This is a genomic window from Salegentibacter sp. 24, from assembly GCF_004362395.1.
Lineage (GTDB): Bacteria > Bacteroidota > Bacteroidia > Flavobacteriales > Flavobacteriaceae > Salegentibacter.
The window spans coordinates 68178-85648 of record NZ_SNWE01000003.1 but is presented as its reverse complement, the minus strand read 5'-3'; the positions used below and the strand labels follow the sequence as shown (position 1 = coordinate 85648).

Here is a 17471-nt window from a genome sequence, read left to right as displayed (position 1 = left end):
GACTGGGGAGCTAAAGAATTAGTCAGACAGCAAGGTTATTTTACGGTGGATATAGCTTATTTACCTGGTTTGTGGGCGCTGTTTATAATCAGCTATACCTATCTTTAATTCGGTTGCGGACTCCCCTAGATTAAACCGGCTTTTCTTATTTCATCCTTCAAGGCGGGTAGCGCAGGTGTATGATGATAGGCACTGTGGATGATTTGATTGGTTTGCAATAATTTTCCCTCTATCTTCATAAGTAATTTCATCATCTCCGTGATCCTTTGGTATGCACTTCGACCTCTTTGGTTGTCCAGGGTTTTATATATTTTATTTTCTAAAATTTCAAAACATTGCTGTGGGTATACAGGTATAATGGGAAGGATCAGTTCATTAAAATCCCAGGAATCACTATTGGAATATACCAATTGGAGAATCAGGTCATAGCGTTTTTCGGTTTCAAAAATATTTACCAAAAAGACATTATCCCATATTTCTTTGTAGAATAGTTCTTTTTCTTCTGGAGAAAATAAATCCCTTAATCTGTAATAATATTGAATATCTCTTTCATAAAGTGTAATCCTTCGCAATACCATTTTAAAAAGAGGTAATTCCGATTCTAAGTTAAGGTTCTCAAGAAGATACCTATCAAAAGTATGAGGATAGATAGAAAAGATCTCCGTTGCGGTTTCCAGAAATTGCTTTCTATCTATTTCAAGATAATAGTTCATTAATTTTTCTGCCAGTTCCTCATTCTGCCGAAAATATTTATTAGCATGATCGATCCACTTGTTTTGTTCTCCCATCAGCTCATAAAGCTGAAGGGTAAGTTTAGGGAGAATTTCTTCATCAATCTTATATTTCTCTAATAGCTTCTGCATTTTAAAAGCTATTTTTTCATCCTGAATTAAGGACATTAATAAGGATTCAAAATATTTTAAATCCTCTCCGAAACCTTCATACTGCGTAAAAAGGGTCTCAAAAAAAACAAGGATCTGCTCATCACTGATAATTACCGATTTGATCTCTCTCAATGCCTTATCATATGTCGGCTGGAATAATTGCAGAAATTCCTCTTCAGGATCCTCAAAGGCATAATTCTCCTCATAATATACTTCGGTACAGGCCTGGTAAACTGCAGCTAAAAGTGTTGCGCCCTCAATAATTTTCCCCTGTCGTATATAATTTAAAATTTGTTCCCCCGGTATCTTTAAAACTTTAATAACCATATCCTCGCCCATATATTCACAAGCTTCATAATCGGGAATATAACCACTGTGGCGAGGAATATAATTATCCCAATCAAAATCCACGAAATCAAGGTGCTCCAGCTGTTTTAGGATTTGGGTTTTTTCCTTGTCAAAAAATTGTAAGAGCAAGGCTTTGGTCCATAGGAAATCATCAGAGGATTCCCGTTTATAACGAGAAATAAATTGGGATCGAACGGATTCATTTTCGGTTAGTAATTCCTTTAGGAACAATAACTTTTGTTCTTTTGATAAAGTATTATACAGATTTTTCCAGTATCTCATAGTGGGTTCAATTTAAGATTATCAATTTAACCACATAATATTACATGAAGCATTTTATAGGGTGCAGGCGAGGTAATCGATATTTTTCTTATTGAAGTTTGAATTTCTCAATCTATCCCTATTTCTGGAATATATTGGTTTTTTTAGAAACTCATCAGTTGAGACCGAGAATACTTGAAGAGGCATCTTCCTCAAATATCTTTTCTGTTCTTTCAACTACTTTTCGAATATTATTATCCAATTCTTCAGTGGTGGTAGTAAGGGCACCTAACAAAAACTTTTGGTCCTGGATGGAAAGATGATCCTCTGTTAACTGGTTGGTTATGGCAAGAATTTTAGCAACAGGAGCCCTGACAACGTGGGATTGTAACCAAGCGGTATGTCGTAATTCCTCATTTTGTTTTTCAATGATCTCCAGATGATTTAAGTGGGAAGTAATATCATTTGCCACCACAATAACTGCTTTTTTGCCTTTATAATCTATGATCTTACTCTCAATTTTAACCCTTATTTTCTCCTTATTCTTTTTGATATGGGTGAAAATTCGATCGTTTATACCCTCTCCGTTATACTTTAATAGTTTTACAAAAACCTCTAAGCGTTTATAATCCTTCGCCGGCCGGATATCCTTGAGCGTCATATTAAGGAATTCCTCTTTAGAGTAGCCATAATTAGTGACAGCCATACAGTTTACATCCAGGAATTTTAAGGTTTGCAGATCATAAACCCAGGTGGGTTGCGGATTGAAATTGAAAAGGTCACTGTATAACAGTTCAGACCTGGCAAGAGCAGCTATATTCTTAAATCTCTCGAGGCAGTATATGATACTTTTGAATAAAAGGACAGCAGTAGTATTTTCTTTTATTAAATAATCCGCTATTCCCAGTGCAAGAGACTCTTTGGCAAATTCTAGCTGTGCATAACCGGTTAGGGCTATTATTGGGGTAAGTGGGAATTGCTCCAGTATAAGGCGTAATAACTCAGTACCCTGCTTATCCGGTAAACTTAGATCCAACAGCACCACATCAAACTGGAGGCTATTTTGGAGTTCTTTAACCGATGCATAGCTTGCTAACCTTGTTAAAACATGAGCTGAAAAGATTTCCTTCAAAATCTCGGAAACCAACAGGTAATCTCCATCGTTATCTTCGATTAAGAGAATCCTGTATTGATATTTATCGTTGTACATACTACCTATCACTAATGGATTTCAAATGCATAATACTAATTATTGGAAATGCACTTATAGATAATGCTTTGGTAATACTAATAATTCTTTTTTATAAGAAAGAGATTTCATATTGTAGGGTTAAGTAAGGGTTAAAAGGATTTAGTCTAAAAGATGGTTGATTTGGGATGTTAAAATTAAGAAAATATTAAGATATGTAGATGTGCAATCAGAGTTATTTTTTGTATTTCTTTCCTACGGAAGAAAATACCTTAAATGGAGGTATTTCAAATCTATATTATTATTCATTTTTAACGATGTGAAGGAGGGTGTGCTCTCAAGTCTGTCGGGATTTGAAAATCATATATTAGTTTAGGTAACCTTTAAATTTTACCAGTTAGCAAAGGATCCTTACATGATCATTATTGAAATAAAAACCAGTTTAAAAACCAGTTGTCTTAATTTAAAGTGTAATCAATAGGTTTCAGGCTTAACCTGATACCTCCTTTGCAACTTTAATAAACAGCATTAGTTTGGGTTATTAATATCCCTATGGGTTAATTTTAGGCTTACTCGTCGTCCCCCGTTGCTCTCGTTGAGAACTAATAGGACCCTTCGTTCTTTAGAAAGCGAAAATTTCGGATAGGCATAAACCATTTCCACTTTTTTACCGGATCTTATTTTAGCCGGAACTTTATATTGAAATACAGGTTCCTTTAAAAGGTCCTGTGCCGACTTTTTCTTTCCCCGCTGCCTAGTCTGAATCTTTAAGTTTAGAAAATTTATATCATAATCAAGGCCCGATTTATTTTCAATATGAATTACGAAATACAATAGATCCTTATTAAAAACAATATTCTCTACACTTAAAACAATGCCCTGATTCCGGTTTTTTATCCTGCTAACCCCTTGTTTTTTACGAAGTAAATAAGAACTGAATCTCTGGTAATAGGCTTTGTTGTTCAATCTTATTTTTTGTGCTTTGGGTTTTTGAATTGAATCGGGCTCGGGCTTTTCCTTACCTATGCTTTGGGATTGAGAAATAAAGTAATTCAACCTGGAAAGCTCTTTTTTGTATTGGAGAATATAGGAGTAAACAAATCCCTGGGTATCAATGACCAAAAGGTTACTTGCCTTTCCAGGCTTGGCTTGTAAAAGCCCGAAGTACTGTTGTTTTTCCCTGTTATAGGTGAATACAAAATTCTTAGTCCCGGTTATTCCCTGTCCAATGGCCCCCGGGAAGAATAAAGCGACGTTTTTTTGATCATTGGCATAAATGGTGTCAAGCTTTTCCGGGTTTTGCCCAAAGCTCAAACTGCCTGTGAAAATAAATGCTGAAATAAGGATATAATTTTTCATAGGATTAGGTTTTAGAAATACCAGGGCTTATTGACCTGGTCTTAAAAGGAGTTTATAATTATTGAGTACAGTAACTTTTACAGCTCGATTGTTTCGCCGAAGGACTTTACCAATGCCACTTATTTGTGGTACACTTGGAATATTGATTTCGCCTAATAGATCATCCAGAACCTCTGTGGAAGCCTCCGCCCGGAAATTGTTTTCCACGTATATTCCCTGGCTGCCATCCTGCAGATCGAAAGCTTTCAGATCGGTGGGCTGGTGATTTACGTGTTCAATCTCGATTAAAACCCGGTTAGGCTGAAAACTTATAAAACCGAAAATGGGCGTGTTCTTTGGGATGTGTTTGTTATTTATAGTGGCAGCTGCTGCAAGACGCATTCGCAATCTTGAGTTGGCTTTGACTACTTGTGTACCATCTACAACCACAAGAATCTCTGCATCTGTTTCCCGTGTTTCGGAGCCAGCTCGGGGCGGAGGTGCTGAGGCAAAGAATAACTGGTGTTCCAATCCCATTTCCTTGGCATCGATCCTTTGTGCTGTTTGAATTTCCACAGGATCCGATTCTTTAACAAGCTGAACTTCAGAGGTTTTTTTTATGTCTTTTGCGCTTAATTTGACAGACCTTTTTTCTCCAAGGGTGTAAATACTGTCTATAAAGCGTTGTTTTTCCTTTTCGTTTAATTCCGGATCGTAATAACCCAAAGAATCTATGAGCTCTTCCTGGTATATACTCGGTACATTTTTTTCCCGCTCCTCCTTTATATCGTTAATCGCCTCCAGTTTGGAATCGTATACTTCCTGGGTTTCTTCTTCCAGTGCGGGAACAGTGATTTGCTGGAGCTTGTTATTTTCATCCTTATCCTCCCGGGTAATGATGATAGTATAACAAACCAGAAATACAACGATCACCACAAGGATACTTACAAATACGATTTTACTTTTTTCTATTTTCATTGGATTTAAATTTTATGGTTGTGGAGTTATTTTACGTAAGCTGTTTTCAAAATAATCCGTGATGAGCAGTCCATGCGGATTATTAGGAAAATGACGGTCAATAATCAGTAATTTACCAGTGGATATCAGCTCGTAGGTATCTACAATAGATCCGCGCTTGATCTCAAAAATAACCCTGCTTCTAAAATGGTAGCGATCCTCTTTTTTATCAAGATCAGAATCGATTTTTAATACTTTCTGCACCAGGGAATATTGCAGTAAGCGGTTATAAACCCCTTCCGCCTTTTTCTGGCGATATAGGTTGGATACAGAACTATTGCCCAGCCAAAGGGCTTTTTCAAGATTTGACTCATAATTGCTGGGGTCAATATTATAGAAATAGGTATGAAACAGGTCTAAGTGAGCCAGGGCCTCCACCCGGAAATTTTCTTTTTGAGTTACGAGCTTCAATGGGATAATACTGCCATCGGTACTGATGGCAAAAGCAGCGTTTAAGGCTTTTCTGCCCGTTGAAAAGGCCACCCACAAGGAAAAAGCACTGGAAAGCAGCCCGCAAATAACTACCGCCAAAACGATCAGGCGGTTAAGCTTTAAAACGGTATAAATATTTTGATATGGTGTTTTCATTATATGGATATTAAGTGGTGAATAATCTTAAGGTAAAGGTGATAGTTCGGCGGTATAATTTGAACTTTAAAAAGACTATAAAGCCTATCGACCCCAGCTCTACCACCGGCCTGAAAAAACTACTACCGTAATCTGTGCCGAAAAGGTTGAGCCAGAAATTCTCAGTGATCTCCGTGTAAAGCGTGTTGATAAAAACATTGACCAGGAAAAAAGCTGGGACCAGCATATAGACTGCCGCATACAACCTGAAAAAACTATAGGCCATGGATCGAAACTTTTCAATAACAGCCAGGCTAAGCACTAGCGGAAAGAAGGCCTGCATGATCCCTAACAGGAAATAACGTTCAGCAAGGAAAAGCGGGTAGATAAACAGGTCCATGATCCATAAAAACAAGCTTATCAGAAAAGCAAAGGTTTTAAACCCATACAAAGGCGTCACCAGCGCTTCATAAAGCAAGGCCATAGCCTTACGCATGGCATCCATAGGCGAGACATCTTCCTCTATGGGAATCTCCTGCATTTGCAAGGGCAGCAGCGCAGGGGCGGTATCGCGGTACTGATTTTCAATCGCGACTAAAACTCCATCAAAAAATCCCAGTATTTGGGTAGAGAAAATTACCAGGAGGACCACGGTAAAATTTTTAACCAGGTCTTCAGGAGAAAGCCCCCAGGTATAATCATCCCCGCGGGTTACACCCTCGTTGTACTTTTTAAGGATGTTCACCAGGAAGAAGAGGACCGCTAAAGTTTTCATCCCGGCAATAGTATACTGGGAAAATTCGCTGTCCTGTATGGTCTGAAAGACACTGTCAATATATTCGAGGCCCACGGCTAAAAGGATCACGGCGTTCATAACTAATAGGCTTTTTCCCGGTTATTGATCATATCCTGCATTTTCCTGAAAGAAATGATCTCACGATAGCGTTTGGTCTTTAAGCGTATATCAGTAAGCATTTCTTTGGATTCGAGTTCCTTTTGTTTAAGTACTTCGGCCCGCTGGGCATCACTCATTTTCAGGTGATCACTGGTGAGGATCTCATCGATAAAGTTCATGGTTGCCAGGGAGTTTTCCACGACTGCATTAAAGGAGTCGGTTACCCTGGAAACTTCCTCCGGTCTTATATAGGGAGAATTCAAAATATCCCGAAGCTCATTTTGCATCATCGATATCAGCCGCTGATTGTTCCTGCCAATCTCTCGTACGGCTTTCAAATCCTTTACCACGGAATTGACCTTTTCGATATTCTCCTTCTGGGCTTTGAGAAAATTGACGGTCTTGACCAGGTTGGCAGTTTGCTTTGCTGATTCAACAAGGGATTTAACAAGGCTTATAAAATTGGTGTTATCATACACCGGCATCCCCTGGGCCGCAATTTGGCCTGAAGAAAATAAGGCTATGATCATTCCCAGGAGGATTGATTTGCTTTGGTTGGAGATATTATTTTTCATCGTCTGATATTTTAGCAGTTAAAAATTCTTTAATAGCCTCTTCCATATTCCCGGTCCTATTGTAAATGGACATGATCGCCGCGTTTTCAGCGCCATCGGTGAGGAAGGCCGCATAGGCTTCCGGGGGTACTTCCAAACGGAAAATGTTACTTTCCTTCCCGATCTTGATAAACAGCTCGGTGTACTTCCTCGAACCGGCAAGATTGTTTTTGATGGATTTAAGCTGATTGAGATCGTGACTGGACAGATGCAGCCGTTTTACCAGCTCATCATAGCCCTTCTCGTTATTCAGGCTATAGATCACCTGGGTATTTTCCAGGATACTTGCAGAGGTTGAATTCTCCGGGAGCTGGTTAATTGATTGGAGGATAATCCCTATAGCCCCGTTTTGTTTACGAATAGCCTGGTAATAGAATTCCACGCTCTCCAGGACGTTTTCAAACTTCAATTGCTTGGCAAACTCATCGAAAAGAATAATGCCTTTTTCTGCCGGGTTTTTCCAAATCGTTCTTTGAATTGCCGACTTAATAAGCTTGAGCATAACCGAAAGGATCTCTTTATTGTCCTTTACTTCATCCAGTTCAAATACAATCAGGCGCTTGTCTTCGATCTTATAGGTTTGGTCTTTATCTGTCTCAAAGAGAAAACTATATAGACCATCGCCGATATACTCCGAAAGCACGTGCAAAAAGGCCTTGATATCGAAGTAATCGGGATGGATTTTAAGGTTTTCAAGCAGGTCTTTTTGTCGCTGCTCGATGAATTTATAGAAACCCTCCAGGGAGTGGTTTTCAGAAATGATTTTGTAATAATAATGCAGGATCTTTTTGATGGAGACGGTTTGGGCTTTGGTTACCTTTAGATCCGTAGCCAGGAGTTCAAATAAGAAAACGCAGAGCTCTTCCAGGCGCTCCGGGCTCAGGTCTTTTTTACTGCTGATATAAAAGGGATTGATACCTAAATTCTTTCCCTGCTCATAGCGAAGGACAGTATATTGGTTGGGGTATAATTTTGCAAATTTAGCATAAGAGCCTCCAAGGTCTATAATGACCAGCCGTACCCCATCCTCAAAATACTGGCGAAGGATATTATTGGCCAGAAAGGATTTTCCCTCGCCGGTGGGGGCGAAGATGGCAAAATTCCGCGCTTTTATTCGTTTCTTCCTTTCATCCCAAACATCCTTTAGCACCGGGATGTTATGTTCCCTGTCATTAAAAATGACCCCTGTAGGATCCGACTTGTAATTAGTATTATTGATAAAAAGACAGAGCGCGTGTTTTAAGTCGGTCACATATAGATCCTCATCAGAGAAATTAGTGGAAAAGCAGCAATAACTATTGAGAATATAATTATTTCGCTCCTCACCCCTTGGATAGTATGGAACAATATCCAGGTCTTTGAACTGGGTTTTTATTTTAGAACCGATGCGTTCCAGATTTCTGGAATCGCGGTCCCAGTAGATGATATTGAGATGTCCCCTGATGATACGGGCATTGTCATCGGCATTGATCTTCTCCAAGATATCCTTTATCTTTCCCAGGACAACTTTGTTCTGAGTACCAAAATTGGAACTTTTGCCCAGTTCCTCGACCTTTTTCTCGAGTAACCTGCGCCATTTATGTTTGTTGTCTAAATACAGGATCTGGTTAACAATATGGTTGTCCTTAAGCGTAAGCCCTAGGCCATCAATAAACCCCTGGTGAAATACAAAATCGTCCGAAGTGAATTTCTCATTGGTTTTGCTACTTTGTACACTTTCGCCAAAGCACAGTTCGCTGTTGATAGCCAGGGCATCAAAATTATGTTCTCCAATGGTGAAGTTTTTTTTATCCAATAAAATATCGGTATCAAAGCCTTCATTAAAACCATTGAAGTAATTATGGGTCAGGTTTTCAATTTCTTTGGGCTGTAATGGTGTAATTGAAATCCTTCGACTGTTCTGGATATAGGAAACACAGTCGCTTACCAAACTGATAAAACTTTTTAGATTCTCATCAAGCTCGGAAAAGGTGCCCCTGGAGATTTTTCGAAAAGGATTTACATATTTTGGATTATTTATGGCCTTGTTTTTTGTCAGGCTAAAGAACAGGAAGCAGCAATGTTCCATATATTCCCGATCTTTAAAATAATCATGGGTAGCTTTTCCCAAAAAGGTGTTATTGGCCAGGCCCTCAGGATCAAAACCTTTTTTTACATAAAGGTCCTGTTTATGGACCACTGTTCCAACAGGGAGGGATTTCAGGGCCTGAAACCAGACCCCGTGCAGCGCTTCAAAATCTTTTTCAGAAAGGGAATAAATCTCAGGCAAATGGAGCCGGTAGCACAGAACTACATTGCCATTACCTGCAAAAAGTATATTATCCTGGATATCTGAAATAGGCCAGTGGGAAGAGAGGTTAATTTTTTTCATAACGTATATTTGAATTTCTTTTGTTACTGATCATCTGCGGGAAGATTCCTAACATCTGGAATAACTCAAGGAGCCGGTTGATACGATTCAGGAGGATATACAGGATTGCATTAAAAAGTAATGCACCTATGATTACTGCCAGGCTGAAGGAAAAGATGATCACAAAAAGCGATGCTATAATGCAGATCACCATAAGGGCAAAGAGGGGAAGAGGTAGGCCAAAGATTATGGCCTTCTTCCTAATATTCTTATATGGTTCGTATTTTTTCATAGGACAATGTTTTTTAGTTTAATTTTCAGCGTCTTATACAACCATGGAGATTAAATAGGAAAAGATGCCCACCACCGTTCCTGCAATAAGGACGAAGAGCAGCACACGGACAATTCCTTTTTTCATGTCAGCATTCTCACCAAAGAAATGACCTACATTAAATAGAAAGCCGACAAGGAAGATGATTCCAAGCACTATAGGAAATATGATCCTAATGGTATCGGAGATTTCCATAACGGAATCTTCGATTCCACCGATCTGGGCAAAAAGTGAGGTGGAAAAAAGCGATAGGCAGGATGCCAGGAAGATTGATTTTTTCATAACTGAAAAGTTTTAAATTATTGATTCGTTTTCGTTATGAGAAAATTAGAAATTTATCGAGTTAAAATACTGAAAATCAGGTATTTGTGGATAATATATTATTAGGATTAAATTGTGTTAAAACGATCTTATTTGAGATCAAATTTTATGAATTTTGAATGGGACACTGTTCATAACTTGAAAAGTGAACAGGATGAAATAACCCGAAAACGTCAGTTTTGTCATCAGCGGGTGAAAAAGGAACCTATTTTTTGCTAAACATAAGGGGCTATTTTAATATAAAATTATCCCATAAACCTAAATTTTTGACTTCTATATTTTTAGCATTCTTTCGAACAAATCGAGCGAAAAAACAGGGACTATTTGAAGATTTTTTTCCGGTAGCGATGCAGGGAATTTTGAAACCGCAAAAAAAATAGTAGCCAATGAGCTACATGATATCCAGGGAAGAATTTACACCACTACTGTTGAAAGGCTACCAAAATATTCCGGTCTCCCCATGAAGTGATAACCAAAATGGTATGCGTTTAAAATTTAATTCTAAAGTGGTAAATTACGACCTTTGTCACTTTATTTGTGATAAATGACGCAAGACATGGGAGAGACAATTGATCTTAAAGAGGAAAGAGAAACTGTAGCCAAATGGTTAGATCTCAAATCGGTTTCTTTAACTAAGGGAAATTCAGATTTTGTATACCTAAAGATTTTAAAAGAAGGTTTATACCGAAATTCAGTAACTTCTTTTATCAAGCATTCCAGTTTAACAACAAAGCAGGTTTCTAAATTGATTCACGTTTCTGAAAGAACCCTAAAACGTTATGCTCCAGATAAAACCATAGCTATTAATTCATCGGAAAGATTAATAGAATTAACACGTCTTTTTCATAAAGGAATAAATGTTTTTAATGAAAAAGAGAAATTTATTGTTTGGTTAGATCGTCCAAATAAAGCCCTGGCAAATTCGAAGCCACTCGATTTAATTGAAACAAGTATAGGTGTTGATTTAGTTATGGATGAATTACGCAGAATTGAACACGGTGTTTATTCATGATTGTATATAGATTTGCGAAGAAAAAGAGAATTAAAGATTTATGTGGCACGAGTGGTAAGTTAACTGGAGGACGGTGGAATCTAAAAGGATTTCCTGTTTTATACTGCGCCTCAACTTCCTCCCGGCTTTTTTAGAGAAATTGGTTCATGTAGATTTTGATCTACTTCCCGATAATTATTTAAGGAAATAATCAGGCTTCAACCCCAAATTAAAATAATTACAATAGGACATCAAGGGCTTAAGCCAGAACCTGAATATTTCATTCTTTTCAGTATGCCGAGATCACGGTTAGATTATGATGTCCTAAACATTAGCTAATTAATCGGTACCATTTCTCCGTTTAAGAGAATTTGCGAAATTATGCCGGGCTGCATAACTGCTGACATTTTTTGTGATCCCACATATGATAGCCAGTTCCTGTGGTGGGTAAAAGGGAAGTTTTTCCAAGCTATTGGGCTTAGAGGAGCACTCTTTCCATTAACGGCGAATCCGTGTGATCGAATTAACCACTGGCAAAATTAAATTGTTGCTAAATACTCTTTTGCTGTCAAAACGGGTAATTTTGAATTTTTAAAATCCTTTTTATTGCGAGTAATTATGATATCAATTTCATTTTCTATTGTCGAATAGTATTGCAATCCATCCTTAAAATCGGGAAAATTTTCATCGCTTAATGCTAATTCCGTAATCTTATCATCTAAACTCAATAATTCAACCAGCACTTTAAATTTTCTCAAAATTTCTCGTGCTTCTTTAGCTGATTTTAATTTTGTGAGTATATAATTAGTATTTGCAAAAGTTAAGGACGAAATGGCCAGTTTTAGTCGTTTTTTATCTGCTAATGAAAATAGCGTAGCAGCATCATCATAAAATAGCTTTCTTTGGGAAAGTAAGTCAATTACGATATTGGAATCAATCAATATCCTTTTCATTTATACTTTTCAATTAAATATTGAGTGTATTCATCTTTCACATCAAAATCATCATCAATTGAAATAACTCCACTAAGACTTTTTACCAGTGGTGTTACTTCATTTTCTTTTTTCTGTTCTTTTTTAGTCAGGGTACCCAAATAGGATCCTATTAATTTTGATAGACTAATATTATTAGATTTTGCATAGCGTTTAGCAGTTTCTATAATATTCTCGTTTAAACTTAATGTCAATTTTTTATCCATCACATTTATTTTACGTATAAAAAAAATTAATTAATTACGTGAAATAAACTTAATTTTTTCTAAATTTTTCATTTGGCTAACGGCCGCGCATAACATAAGTCACGGGAAAAATGGACCCGGAGTTGTCGGCTTATTGATTTTTAATTGATTTCTAAAATAACAATTTTTACTAAACTACCCGCTATTTGAGTTATGCGCTGTTAGCGACTGGTGGTACCTCTTAAATATGTTTCAGGAGTCATTACTGCTAATTCACTCTTTTTATAGTCTTTTATATTTCTTGTAAGAACAATGCTAATTTTCCCATTTTTAACCGCTGAAAAATTTTGTAGTGCGTCTTCAAAATCTTTAAAGTCGGAGTTTAAGGAATCCAGGACTACTTCTTTATTTATGTTTAAAACATCAATAATAGTCAATAGCTGTTTAATCTTTTCAATGACGATCTCATGTTTTGCTGTTTTTCTGAGCAGGTAATAAACGTTGCAAATAATTACAGGAGTGGTAAATCCTTTTAATTTATTTTCTTCGCACAAGTTTAAAATATCTGTTGCAAACTCCGCAAACGGTTCTCTGTCAAAGAAGAAGTCTAAAATGACATCTGTATCAATAAGAATATTTTCCATTAAAGATATTTTTTCTCTAAACGGTTTCTAAGTTCTTTTTTGTAATCCATATTTTTTGGCATTTTAAAAGAACCTTTTAAGGATTTTACCACAGGATTCAATTTTTTGTTCTTTTGTTTTTGTTCTTCTTTCGTCAGAACTTTTAAATAGTTTTCAATAATATCTGAAAGACTACGATTTTTATCTTTAGCGTACTCTTTTGCTTTTTTAATAATTTCTTGTTCTATTGTCAATGTGAGTTTTGTATTCATCACTTTTCCATTAAATGTTATAACTACAAATATAAAGAAGAAATTAGATTACACGTGTTATTTTTACTAAATTAACACGTTTTTTAATCCGGCTGTCGCTAACTCGTTATGTCCGCAATATAATAGTCTCTATCACATATAAATTAATGGGATAAAAGCAATTTTAAGCATGTAGTAATTGAGATATAATTTTTTCTCAAAATTAATATTACTTAATCTTCACTCTCATAAGGTGGATCTGGTTTTACCCACTGTTTCTAATCTAAATTATCTCCAGGGAAAATAAACCAACATTTTCAGTTACTTACCAAAACTGGCATATACCCATTTCCAAATAACTTTGATTATTTAAATTTGTAGAAAGTGCAGGCCATGAAGAAATCATCTTAATGGTCAAAGAAGGACCCAGAACTAAATTAAGTACAGATTTATGCACTTCACTAAACCCGTGAAAAATAAGTATACTGAATTTAGCTTTGCTCAAATATATTTATAAAGAGTAAATAAGTATCGGTGAAAAGTTCAAAGTCACCCCGCTGGCCCTTGTTTTAAACGGCGTAATTTCAGCTCTCCGCTATGCCCGTTCAGGATTACGCCTGGCTCTTTTTGCGAGGGGAAAATGGTTGCTCCAACCGAATAGGTAACCCAAAGGGTTTGGTCCACTCGATAAATAATTGGGATTTCAAGGCGGGTCTGTTCAGCGTTGATTCCCTGGATCTCATTGGTTAGGGAATACCACTTTTCCAGGGGCAGGAATGCTTGTTCGCTGTATTTAGGAAAGAACCTACCTTATATTCTCCTACGTCCTTTTACAGTGCTTCATCTAAATTAAAGGACTATTAGCTTGAATAGCGGTCCTTCCCTTTACCAATTACAACGAGGGTCACCTGAGTTATTTGATCAACTTTCTCTTCCAGTGTCATCCTTGCCAAGGATTTCTTGATTTCCTGGAAGCGATCTCATTTTCCGATTGTTACTAATTTCCCTTCCAATACCAGAAAAATAATCCTGCAGCTCTCCCCAATCTTTTCATTTTTCTTAGTTTACATTACCAGGGTTCCCACAGCTCCGGCTGGTAGCTGAACACTTGCTACATTATTACCTAATTCAACATTCACAGATTGATCTTTTTCTGAGGTGTTTTGCAGAATAATAGCTATTTCTCCGTCAGGAGTAAGATAGGCTACGTTCGCAATATGTTCCGGTTCATTGGAGGCAACACGAACTGAACCTGGGCGTACGAATTTCGAAGCCTGCCCAATAATATAATATGCCGGTTCCCTTATTACCTTATTCCCATCAATGGTAATAGCTCCCAGACATCTGTCACAGCCGCCTCTATCGGTATGGGGTTCCTGGTTTTCATCGGCCGCTAGGTTCCACTCCAGAACATTTTTACTCCAATTGCGCGGTGCTCCAATGATAAGGTTTTTTGTATGCCATGACATTTCCTGAGCAAAATCTCCCGGGGCACCGACCCACTGTTCGGTAAAATACAAATTCTTGTCAGGATGAGCCTTATGCACTTCAGACAATGCTTCTATTTCTCCACCATACAAATGAAATGCTGAACCATCCACATACTTAGCGACTTCGGGGTCGTTCAAAATACTGATGGGGTAATCTGGCCTGTCTGCATTATGATCGTAAAGAATAATTTTAGTATCGATATTATGCTCTGCAAACAAAGGGCCGAGATGATCTTTAATAAAAGCTGCCTGGTTTTCAGCCAACATCAGCATACTTGGATTATTTCCAGGATGCAAGGGCTCGTTTTGTATCGTGATAGCATCAATGATAATGCCTTGCTCTTTCATTGCTTCTATATACTTAACAAAGTAATTTGCATAAACAGGATAATATTCTTTCATCAGACTGCCCCCACGGGTACCCTTGTTGTCTTTCATCCACACAGGTGGGGACCAGGGGGAACCCAGAATCTTGATTTCGGGGGCAATTTTAAGTATTTCCTTTACTACAGGAATGAGGTTAAGGGTATCATTGGCTAGACTAAAGTTTTCTAGATTCACATCGGTTTCCCCTTTAGGTAGATCATTGTAAGAGAATGGTTCCTTATCAAGATCGGAAGCGCCGATACTCAGTCTTAAATAACTTACTCCCAGTTCATCCTTTCCTGTACCGAAAAGTTCCTGTAAAATCGCTGACCTGGCAGAATCGCTCATCTTGTTAAGATGCAAGGCACTCCCCCCCGTTAAAGTATATCCAAACCCATCCATTTCCTGAAAAGTTTGGGAGGTATCTATGGTTATTGTAGGACCTTTCTCTTGGGTATTATCGTTCTTGTCTTTAATGAGTACTTCTTTTTTCTCCAGAAGTGACTCTTTATCCAAAGTAGTAAGCCATAGGCTCGCTTTATCGGCTTCGGCTTCCTTTTGGTTACAGGCAAGTAGGCCCGAAACCAATAACATTGAAAACAAAAACCTGTTTAGTTTAGTGATTTGAATTTTCATAAAATCAGGGGTGTAAAACCTATCCTGAAATTTTCAGGATAGGTTATTAATTTTAAAAGGGTTTATTACTCGGCTATAAATTCATAGGTTCCCGTCTCATAATCATCTGAGACTTCAATATGCACTTTATAGGTGCCAGGGGTGGAGATATTTTGAAAATTGGCTCCCCCACCGTTTGTCATAGTTCCGGACATCGCGGAGGGATCATCAGCGCCAAATTCCACCTCCCATGGGGAATTAAATTTCATCGCATATCCTGCTTGCAGTTCCTGGGTAAGGGTGAATTGAAGCGGGTGTTCATAGGTCATAAGGAATTCATCCCGACCGTCCCAATCTCCACTGGCGTCATCCCAGTGAAACAGTTTGATATTATAATACTTCCAGTTTGCCATACCGGTAGAAAAGTTAAAAATAAGCTGGTAAGCCTGGTCCTTAGCTACTAGGACATCACCTTCTCCTTCGAGGATGGTAATATTGCCTACCACAGCATCAGCATCAGGACTTGAAGTTTCTCCTATGGGCGCCCCAAGAGTGTAAGCAGTGCCACTACCATCCTCTTTACTATTGAGCTGATAAGCGACTTCTGCCTGTAAAGGTACAAAGGAAGCCAGGCTGAATACATCTCCCTCCTTTTGGAAAGTAGCTACGGTTTCCCCACCGGATAGCAGAAATAATGCTTCAGGAGTTTCAGAGGGCGGATTACTGGTTTGATCCGCTTCCAGGCTATAGGTATAGGTATCTCCTGTAAGATCCACGGTAATGTTATAATTCCCTGCCAAGGCCAGCGGAATATCTTCGATAGTTATCCCTGCTGTCCCGGCCTGGGATTCCATATATAATTGGTTTTGAGTACCGGTAATTCGCTTGAAGAGATACCCCCAGTCTCCATTTAACCTGAAAAGAAAACCTCCCTGACCAGCTTCGGGAGTTTGAAGATACATTTGGCCTTGCCAAACCCCGTTGCCATGGTATTCCAATTCTTCGTCTCCTCCCCAGCCGTTGGGAATAACATCTCCCACGATGCTGAGGTAATCAATTTTCATAAGGCTGTAAGTGTTGTTCTCCAAATCTGCGCTCAGGCGATATTCCCCAGTTTCTTCCACCTTGATAGGCTCCCCATTCTTTACCAGTTCTCCTTCACTGCCCCCATAAGTATGTGCAGGAATTTGCTGGTTACTGTATAACATAAAGCTTTCTCCGGCTTCCAGATGTGTATAGGTTTCAAAATTGTATGTTAGATTTCCATCAGCATTTTCCAAAGCGCGCAATGGAATAGCCTGGGTTATATCACTGCCGCCTTCAGTCGCTGTGCCACTTAGATAAAGCTGTTGCGGCTTATACTCGGATTCGAAACGATGTACGGTAATCTGCTGTGAATCTGTAGCCATTTTATCTATACTTTTGGCCAATACTGCAACTTCCAATTCAGCATCTGAATCGGCTTGGTAACCAGCATAGGAAAGGGCAAGATCAATTTCAGAAGCCGTAAAACTTACCTGAGTATCCTTACCACCATTGGCCGAAGTTTTACTCAATAGGGGAGTGGTATAATTTTCGCTACCGGCAGTATCGATGACCACCGTATAACGTACTTGGTATCTTTCGCTGGAAATTGCCGGATCCCAATTGAAGCTAATAGGCTGCACTGGCAGGTCTTCGTCTAAGGTTATGTTTTGTGAGGTTGTTAATAATGCAGGTGCCTCCAATTCCCATTGGCCGATCGGATCAAGGTTGTCTTCCTCTTCACAGGAGACCATAAGAACGAGCGCCAGAAAGGCACCAAATAATCGCTTTAAATTTTTCATCTTTATAGTATTAGTGT

Annotated in this window: 18 protein-coding genes; 2 read left to right on the top strand and 16 right to left on the bottom strand. The window is 38.2% G+C overall.

Features of this window, described 5'->3' with window-relative positions; all coding sequences use genetic code 11:
- Positions 1–125: 125 nt before the first annotated feature.
- From DET49_RS02985 to DET49_RS02940, 10 genes are all read right to left on the bottom strand, one after another.
- Complete coding sequence (locus DET49_RS02985; protein ID WP_133546672.1) at positions 126–1514, bottom strand: hypothetical protein; 1389 nt, start codon at positions 1512–1514, stop codon at positions 126–128.
- A 154-nt stretch (positions 1515–1668) separates the two neighbouring features.
- Positions 1669–2703 carry a response regulator gene (locus DET49_RS02980; RefSeq protein WP_133546671.1) on the bottom strand — a complete coding sequence of 345 codons (1035 nt, stop codon included), beginning with the start codon at positions 2701–2703 and terminating at the stop codon, positions 1669–1671.
- 507 nt (positions 2704–3210) lie between these two features.
- Complete coding sequence (locus DET49_RS02975) at positions 3211–4041, bottom strand: DUF4138 domain-containing protein (RefSeq protein WP_133546670.1); 831 nt, start codon at positions 4039–4041, stop codon at positions 3211–3213.
- 27 nt (positions 4042–4068) lie between these two features.
- Positions 4069–4998: a conjugative transposon protein TraM gene (gene traM, locus DET49_RS02970; protein WP_133546669.1), complete on the bottom strand. Its 930-nt coding sequence runs from the start codon at positions 4996–4998 to the stop codon at positions 4069–4071.
- Positions 4999–5010: 12 nt separating this feature from the next.
- The gene (locus tag DET49_RS02965) at positions 5011–5625 is read right to left on the bottom strand and encodes a conjugal transfer protein TraK (protein WP_133546668.1); all 615 of its coding nucleotides are present in this window, start codon (positions 5623–5625) and stop codon (positions 5011–5013) included.
- Between the two features lie 10 nt (positions 5626–5635).
- Positions 5636–6478: a hypothetical protein gene (locus tag DET49_RS02960; RefSeq protein WP_133546667.1), complete on the bottom strand. Its 843-nt coding sequence runs from the start codon at positions 6476–6478 to the stop codon at positions 5636–5638.
- Positions 6479–6480: 2 nt separating this feature from the next.
- A complete protein-coding gene (locus tag DET49_RS02955; RefSeq protein ID WP_133546753.1) occupies positions 6481–7029 on the bottom strand; it encodes a conjugal transfer protein in 549 nt (182 codons plus the stop codon).
- Positions 7030–7063: 34 nt separating this feature from the next.
- On the bottom strand, positions 7064–9484 hold the full coding sequence (locus tag DET49_RS02950) for a TraG family conjugative transposon ATPase (RefSeq protein ID WP_133546666.1): 2421 nt from the start codon (positions 9482–9484) through the stop codon (positions 7064–7066).
- The gene (locus DET49_RS02945) at positions 9471–9755 is read right to left on the bottom strand and encodes a hypothetical protein (protein ID WP_133546665.1); all 285 of its coding nucleotides are present in this window, start codon (positions 9753–9755) and stop codon (positions 9471–9473) included. The genes DET49_RS02950 and DET49_RS02945 overlap by 14 nt, the downstream gene beginning before the upstream one ends.
- A gap of 33 nt (positions 9756–9788) precedes the next feature.
- Positions 9789–10076 carry a hypothetical protein gene (locus DET49_RS02940; RefSeq protein ID WP_133546664.1) on the bottom strand — a complete coding sequence of 96 codons (288 nt, stop codon included), beginning with the start codon at positions 10074–10076 and terminating at the stop codon, positions 9789–9791.
- A gap of 595 nt (positions 10077–10671) precedes the next feature.
- Between DET49_RS02940 and DET49_RS02935 the strand changes: the two genes are divergently transcribed.
- Positions 10672–11127 carry an antitoxin Xre/MbcA/ParS toxin-binding domain-containing protein gene (locus DET49_RS02935; protein ID WP_166636532.1) on the top strand — a complete coding sequence of 152 codons (456 nt, stop codon included), beginning with the start codon at positions 10672–10674 and terminating at the stop codon, positions 11125–11127.
- Positions 11124–11261 carry an RES family NAD+ phosphorylase gene (locus DET49_RS18905; protein ID WP_133546662.1) on the top strand — a complete coding sequence of 46 codons (138 nt, stop codon included), beginning with the start codon at positions 11124–11126 and terminating at the stop codon, positions 11259–11261. The genes DET49_RS02935 and DET49_RS18905 overlap by 4 nt, the downstream gene beginning before the upstream one ends.
- A 384-nt stretch (positions 11262–11645) precedes the next feature.
- Here DET49_RS18905 and DET49_RS02925 read toward each other — a convergent pair whose 3' ends face one another.
- The 6 genes from DET49_RS02925 to DET49_RS02900 form a co-directional block, all read right to left on the bottom strand.
- Complete coding sequence (locus DET49_RS02925; RefSeq protein WP_133546661.1) at positions 11646–12059, bottom strand: type II toxin-antitoxin system VapC family toxin; 414 nt, start codon at positions 12057–12059, stop codon at positions 11646–11648.
- Positions 12056–12304 (bottom strand): DUF6364 family protein, encoded by a 249-nt coding sequence (locus DET49_RS02920; protein WP_133546660.1) that lies wholly within the window; start codon positions 12302–12304, stop codon positions 12056–12058. The genes DET49_RS02925 and DET49_RS02920 overlap by 4 nt, the downstream gene beginning before the upstream one ends.
- Before the next feature lie 200 nt (positions 12305–12504).
- Complete coding sequence (locus DET49_RS02915) at positions 12505–12927, bottom strand: type II toxin-antitoxin system VapC family toxin (protein WP_133546659.1); 423 nt, start codon at positions 12925–12927, stop codon at positions 12505–12507.
- The gene (locus DET49_RS02910; protein WP_133546658.1) at positions 12927–13178 is read right to left on the bottom strand and encodes a DUF6364 family protein; all 252 of its coding nucleotides are present in this window, start codon (positions 13176–13178) and stop codon (positions 12927–12929) included. The genes DET49_RS02915 and DET49_RS02910 overlap by 1 nt, the downstream gene beginning before the upstream one ends.
- 1043 nt (positions 13179–14221) lie before the next feature.
- Entirely contained in the window at positions 14222–15649 is a 1428-nt protein-coding gene (locus DET49_RS02905) for a glycoside hydrolase family 30 protein (RefSeq protein WP_133546657.1), read from the bottom strand.
- A 65-nt stretch (positions 15650–15714) separates the two neighbouring features.
- Positions 15715–17454, bottom strand: coding sequence for a SusE domain-containing protein (locus DET49_RS02900; RefSeq protein WP_133546656.1), 1740 nt, complete (start codon positions 17452–17454; stop codon positions 15715–15717).
- Positions 17455–17471 lie beyond the last annotated feature (17 nt).

Bases quoted from the DNA above. Each gene is read 5' to 3' on its own strand.
- DET49_RS02985 (WP_133546672.1), bottom strand. From the start codon at position 1,514: ATGAGATACTGGAAAAATCTGTATAATACTTTATCAAAAGAACAAAAG.
- DET49_RS02980 (WP_133546671.1), bottom strand. From the start codon at position 2,703: ATGTACAACGATAAATATCAATACAGGATTCTCTTAATCGAAGATAAC.
- DET49_RS02975 (WP_133546670.1), bottom strand. From the start codon at position 4,041: ATGAAAAATTATATCCTTATTTCAGCATTTATTTTCACAGGCAGTTTG.
- traM (WP_133546669.1), bottom strand. From the start codon at position 4,998: ATGAAAATAGAAAAAAGTAAAATCGTATTTGTAAGTATCCTTGTGGTG.
- DET49_RS02965 (WP_133546668.1), bottom strand. From the start codon at position 5,625: ATGAAAACACCATATCAAAATATTTATACCGTTTTAAAGCTTAACCGC.
- DET49_RS02960 (WP_133546667.1), bottom strand. From the start codon at position 6,478: ATGAACGCCGTGATCCTTTTAGCCGTGGGCCTCGAATATATTGACAGT.
- DET49_RS02955 (WP_133546753.1), bottom strand. From the start codon at position 7,029: ATGATCATAGCCTTATTTTCTTCAGGCCAAATTGCGGCCCAGGGGATG.
- DET49_RS02950 (WP_133546666.1), bottom strand. From the start codon at position 9,484: ATGAAAAAAATTAACCTCTCTTCCCACTGGCCTATTTCAGATATCCAG.
- DET49_RS02945 (WP_133546665.1), bottom strand. From the start codon at position 9,755: ATGAAAAAATACGAACCATATAAGAATATTAGGAAGAAGGCCATAATC.
- DET49_RS02940 (WP_133546664.1), bottom strand. From the start codon at position 10,076: ATGAAAAAATCAATCTTCCTGGCATCCTGCCTATCGCTTTTTTCCACC.
- DET49_RS02935 (WP_166636532.1), top strand. From the start codon at position 10,672: ATGGGAGAGACAATTGATCTTAAAGAGGAAAGAGAAACTGTAGCCAAA.
- DET49_RS18905 (WP_133546662.1), top strand. From the start codon at position 11,124: ATGATTGTATATAGATTTGCGAAGAAAAAGAGAATTAAAGATTTATGT.
- DET49_RS02925 (WP_133546661.1), bottom strand. From the start codon at position 12,059: ATGAAAAGGATATTGATTGATTCCAATATCGTAATTGACTTACTTTCC.
- DET49_RS02920 (WP_133546660.1), bottom strand. From the start codon at position 12,304: ATGGATAAAAAATTGACATTAAGTTTAAACGAGAATATTATAGAAACT.
- DET49_RS02915 (WP_133546659.1), bottom strand. From the start codon at position 12,927: ATGGAAAATATTCTTATTGATACAGATGTCATTTTAGACTTCTTCTTT.
- DET49_RS02910 (WP_133546658.1), bottom strand. From the start codon at position 13,178: ATGAATACAAAACTCACATTGACAATAGAACAAGAAATTATTAAAAAA.
- DET49_RS02905 (WP_133546657.1), bottom strand. From the start codon at position 15,649: ATGAAAATTCAAATCACTAAACTAAACAGGTTTTTGTTTTCAATGTTA.
- DET49_RS02900 (WP_133546656.1), bottom strand. From the start codon at position 17,454: ATGAAAAATTTAAAGCGATTATTTGGTGCCTTTCTGGCGCTCGTTCTT.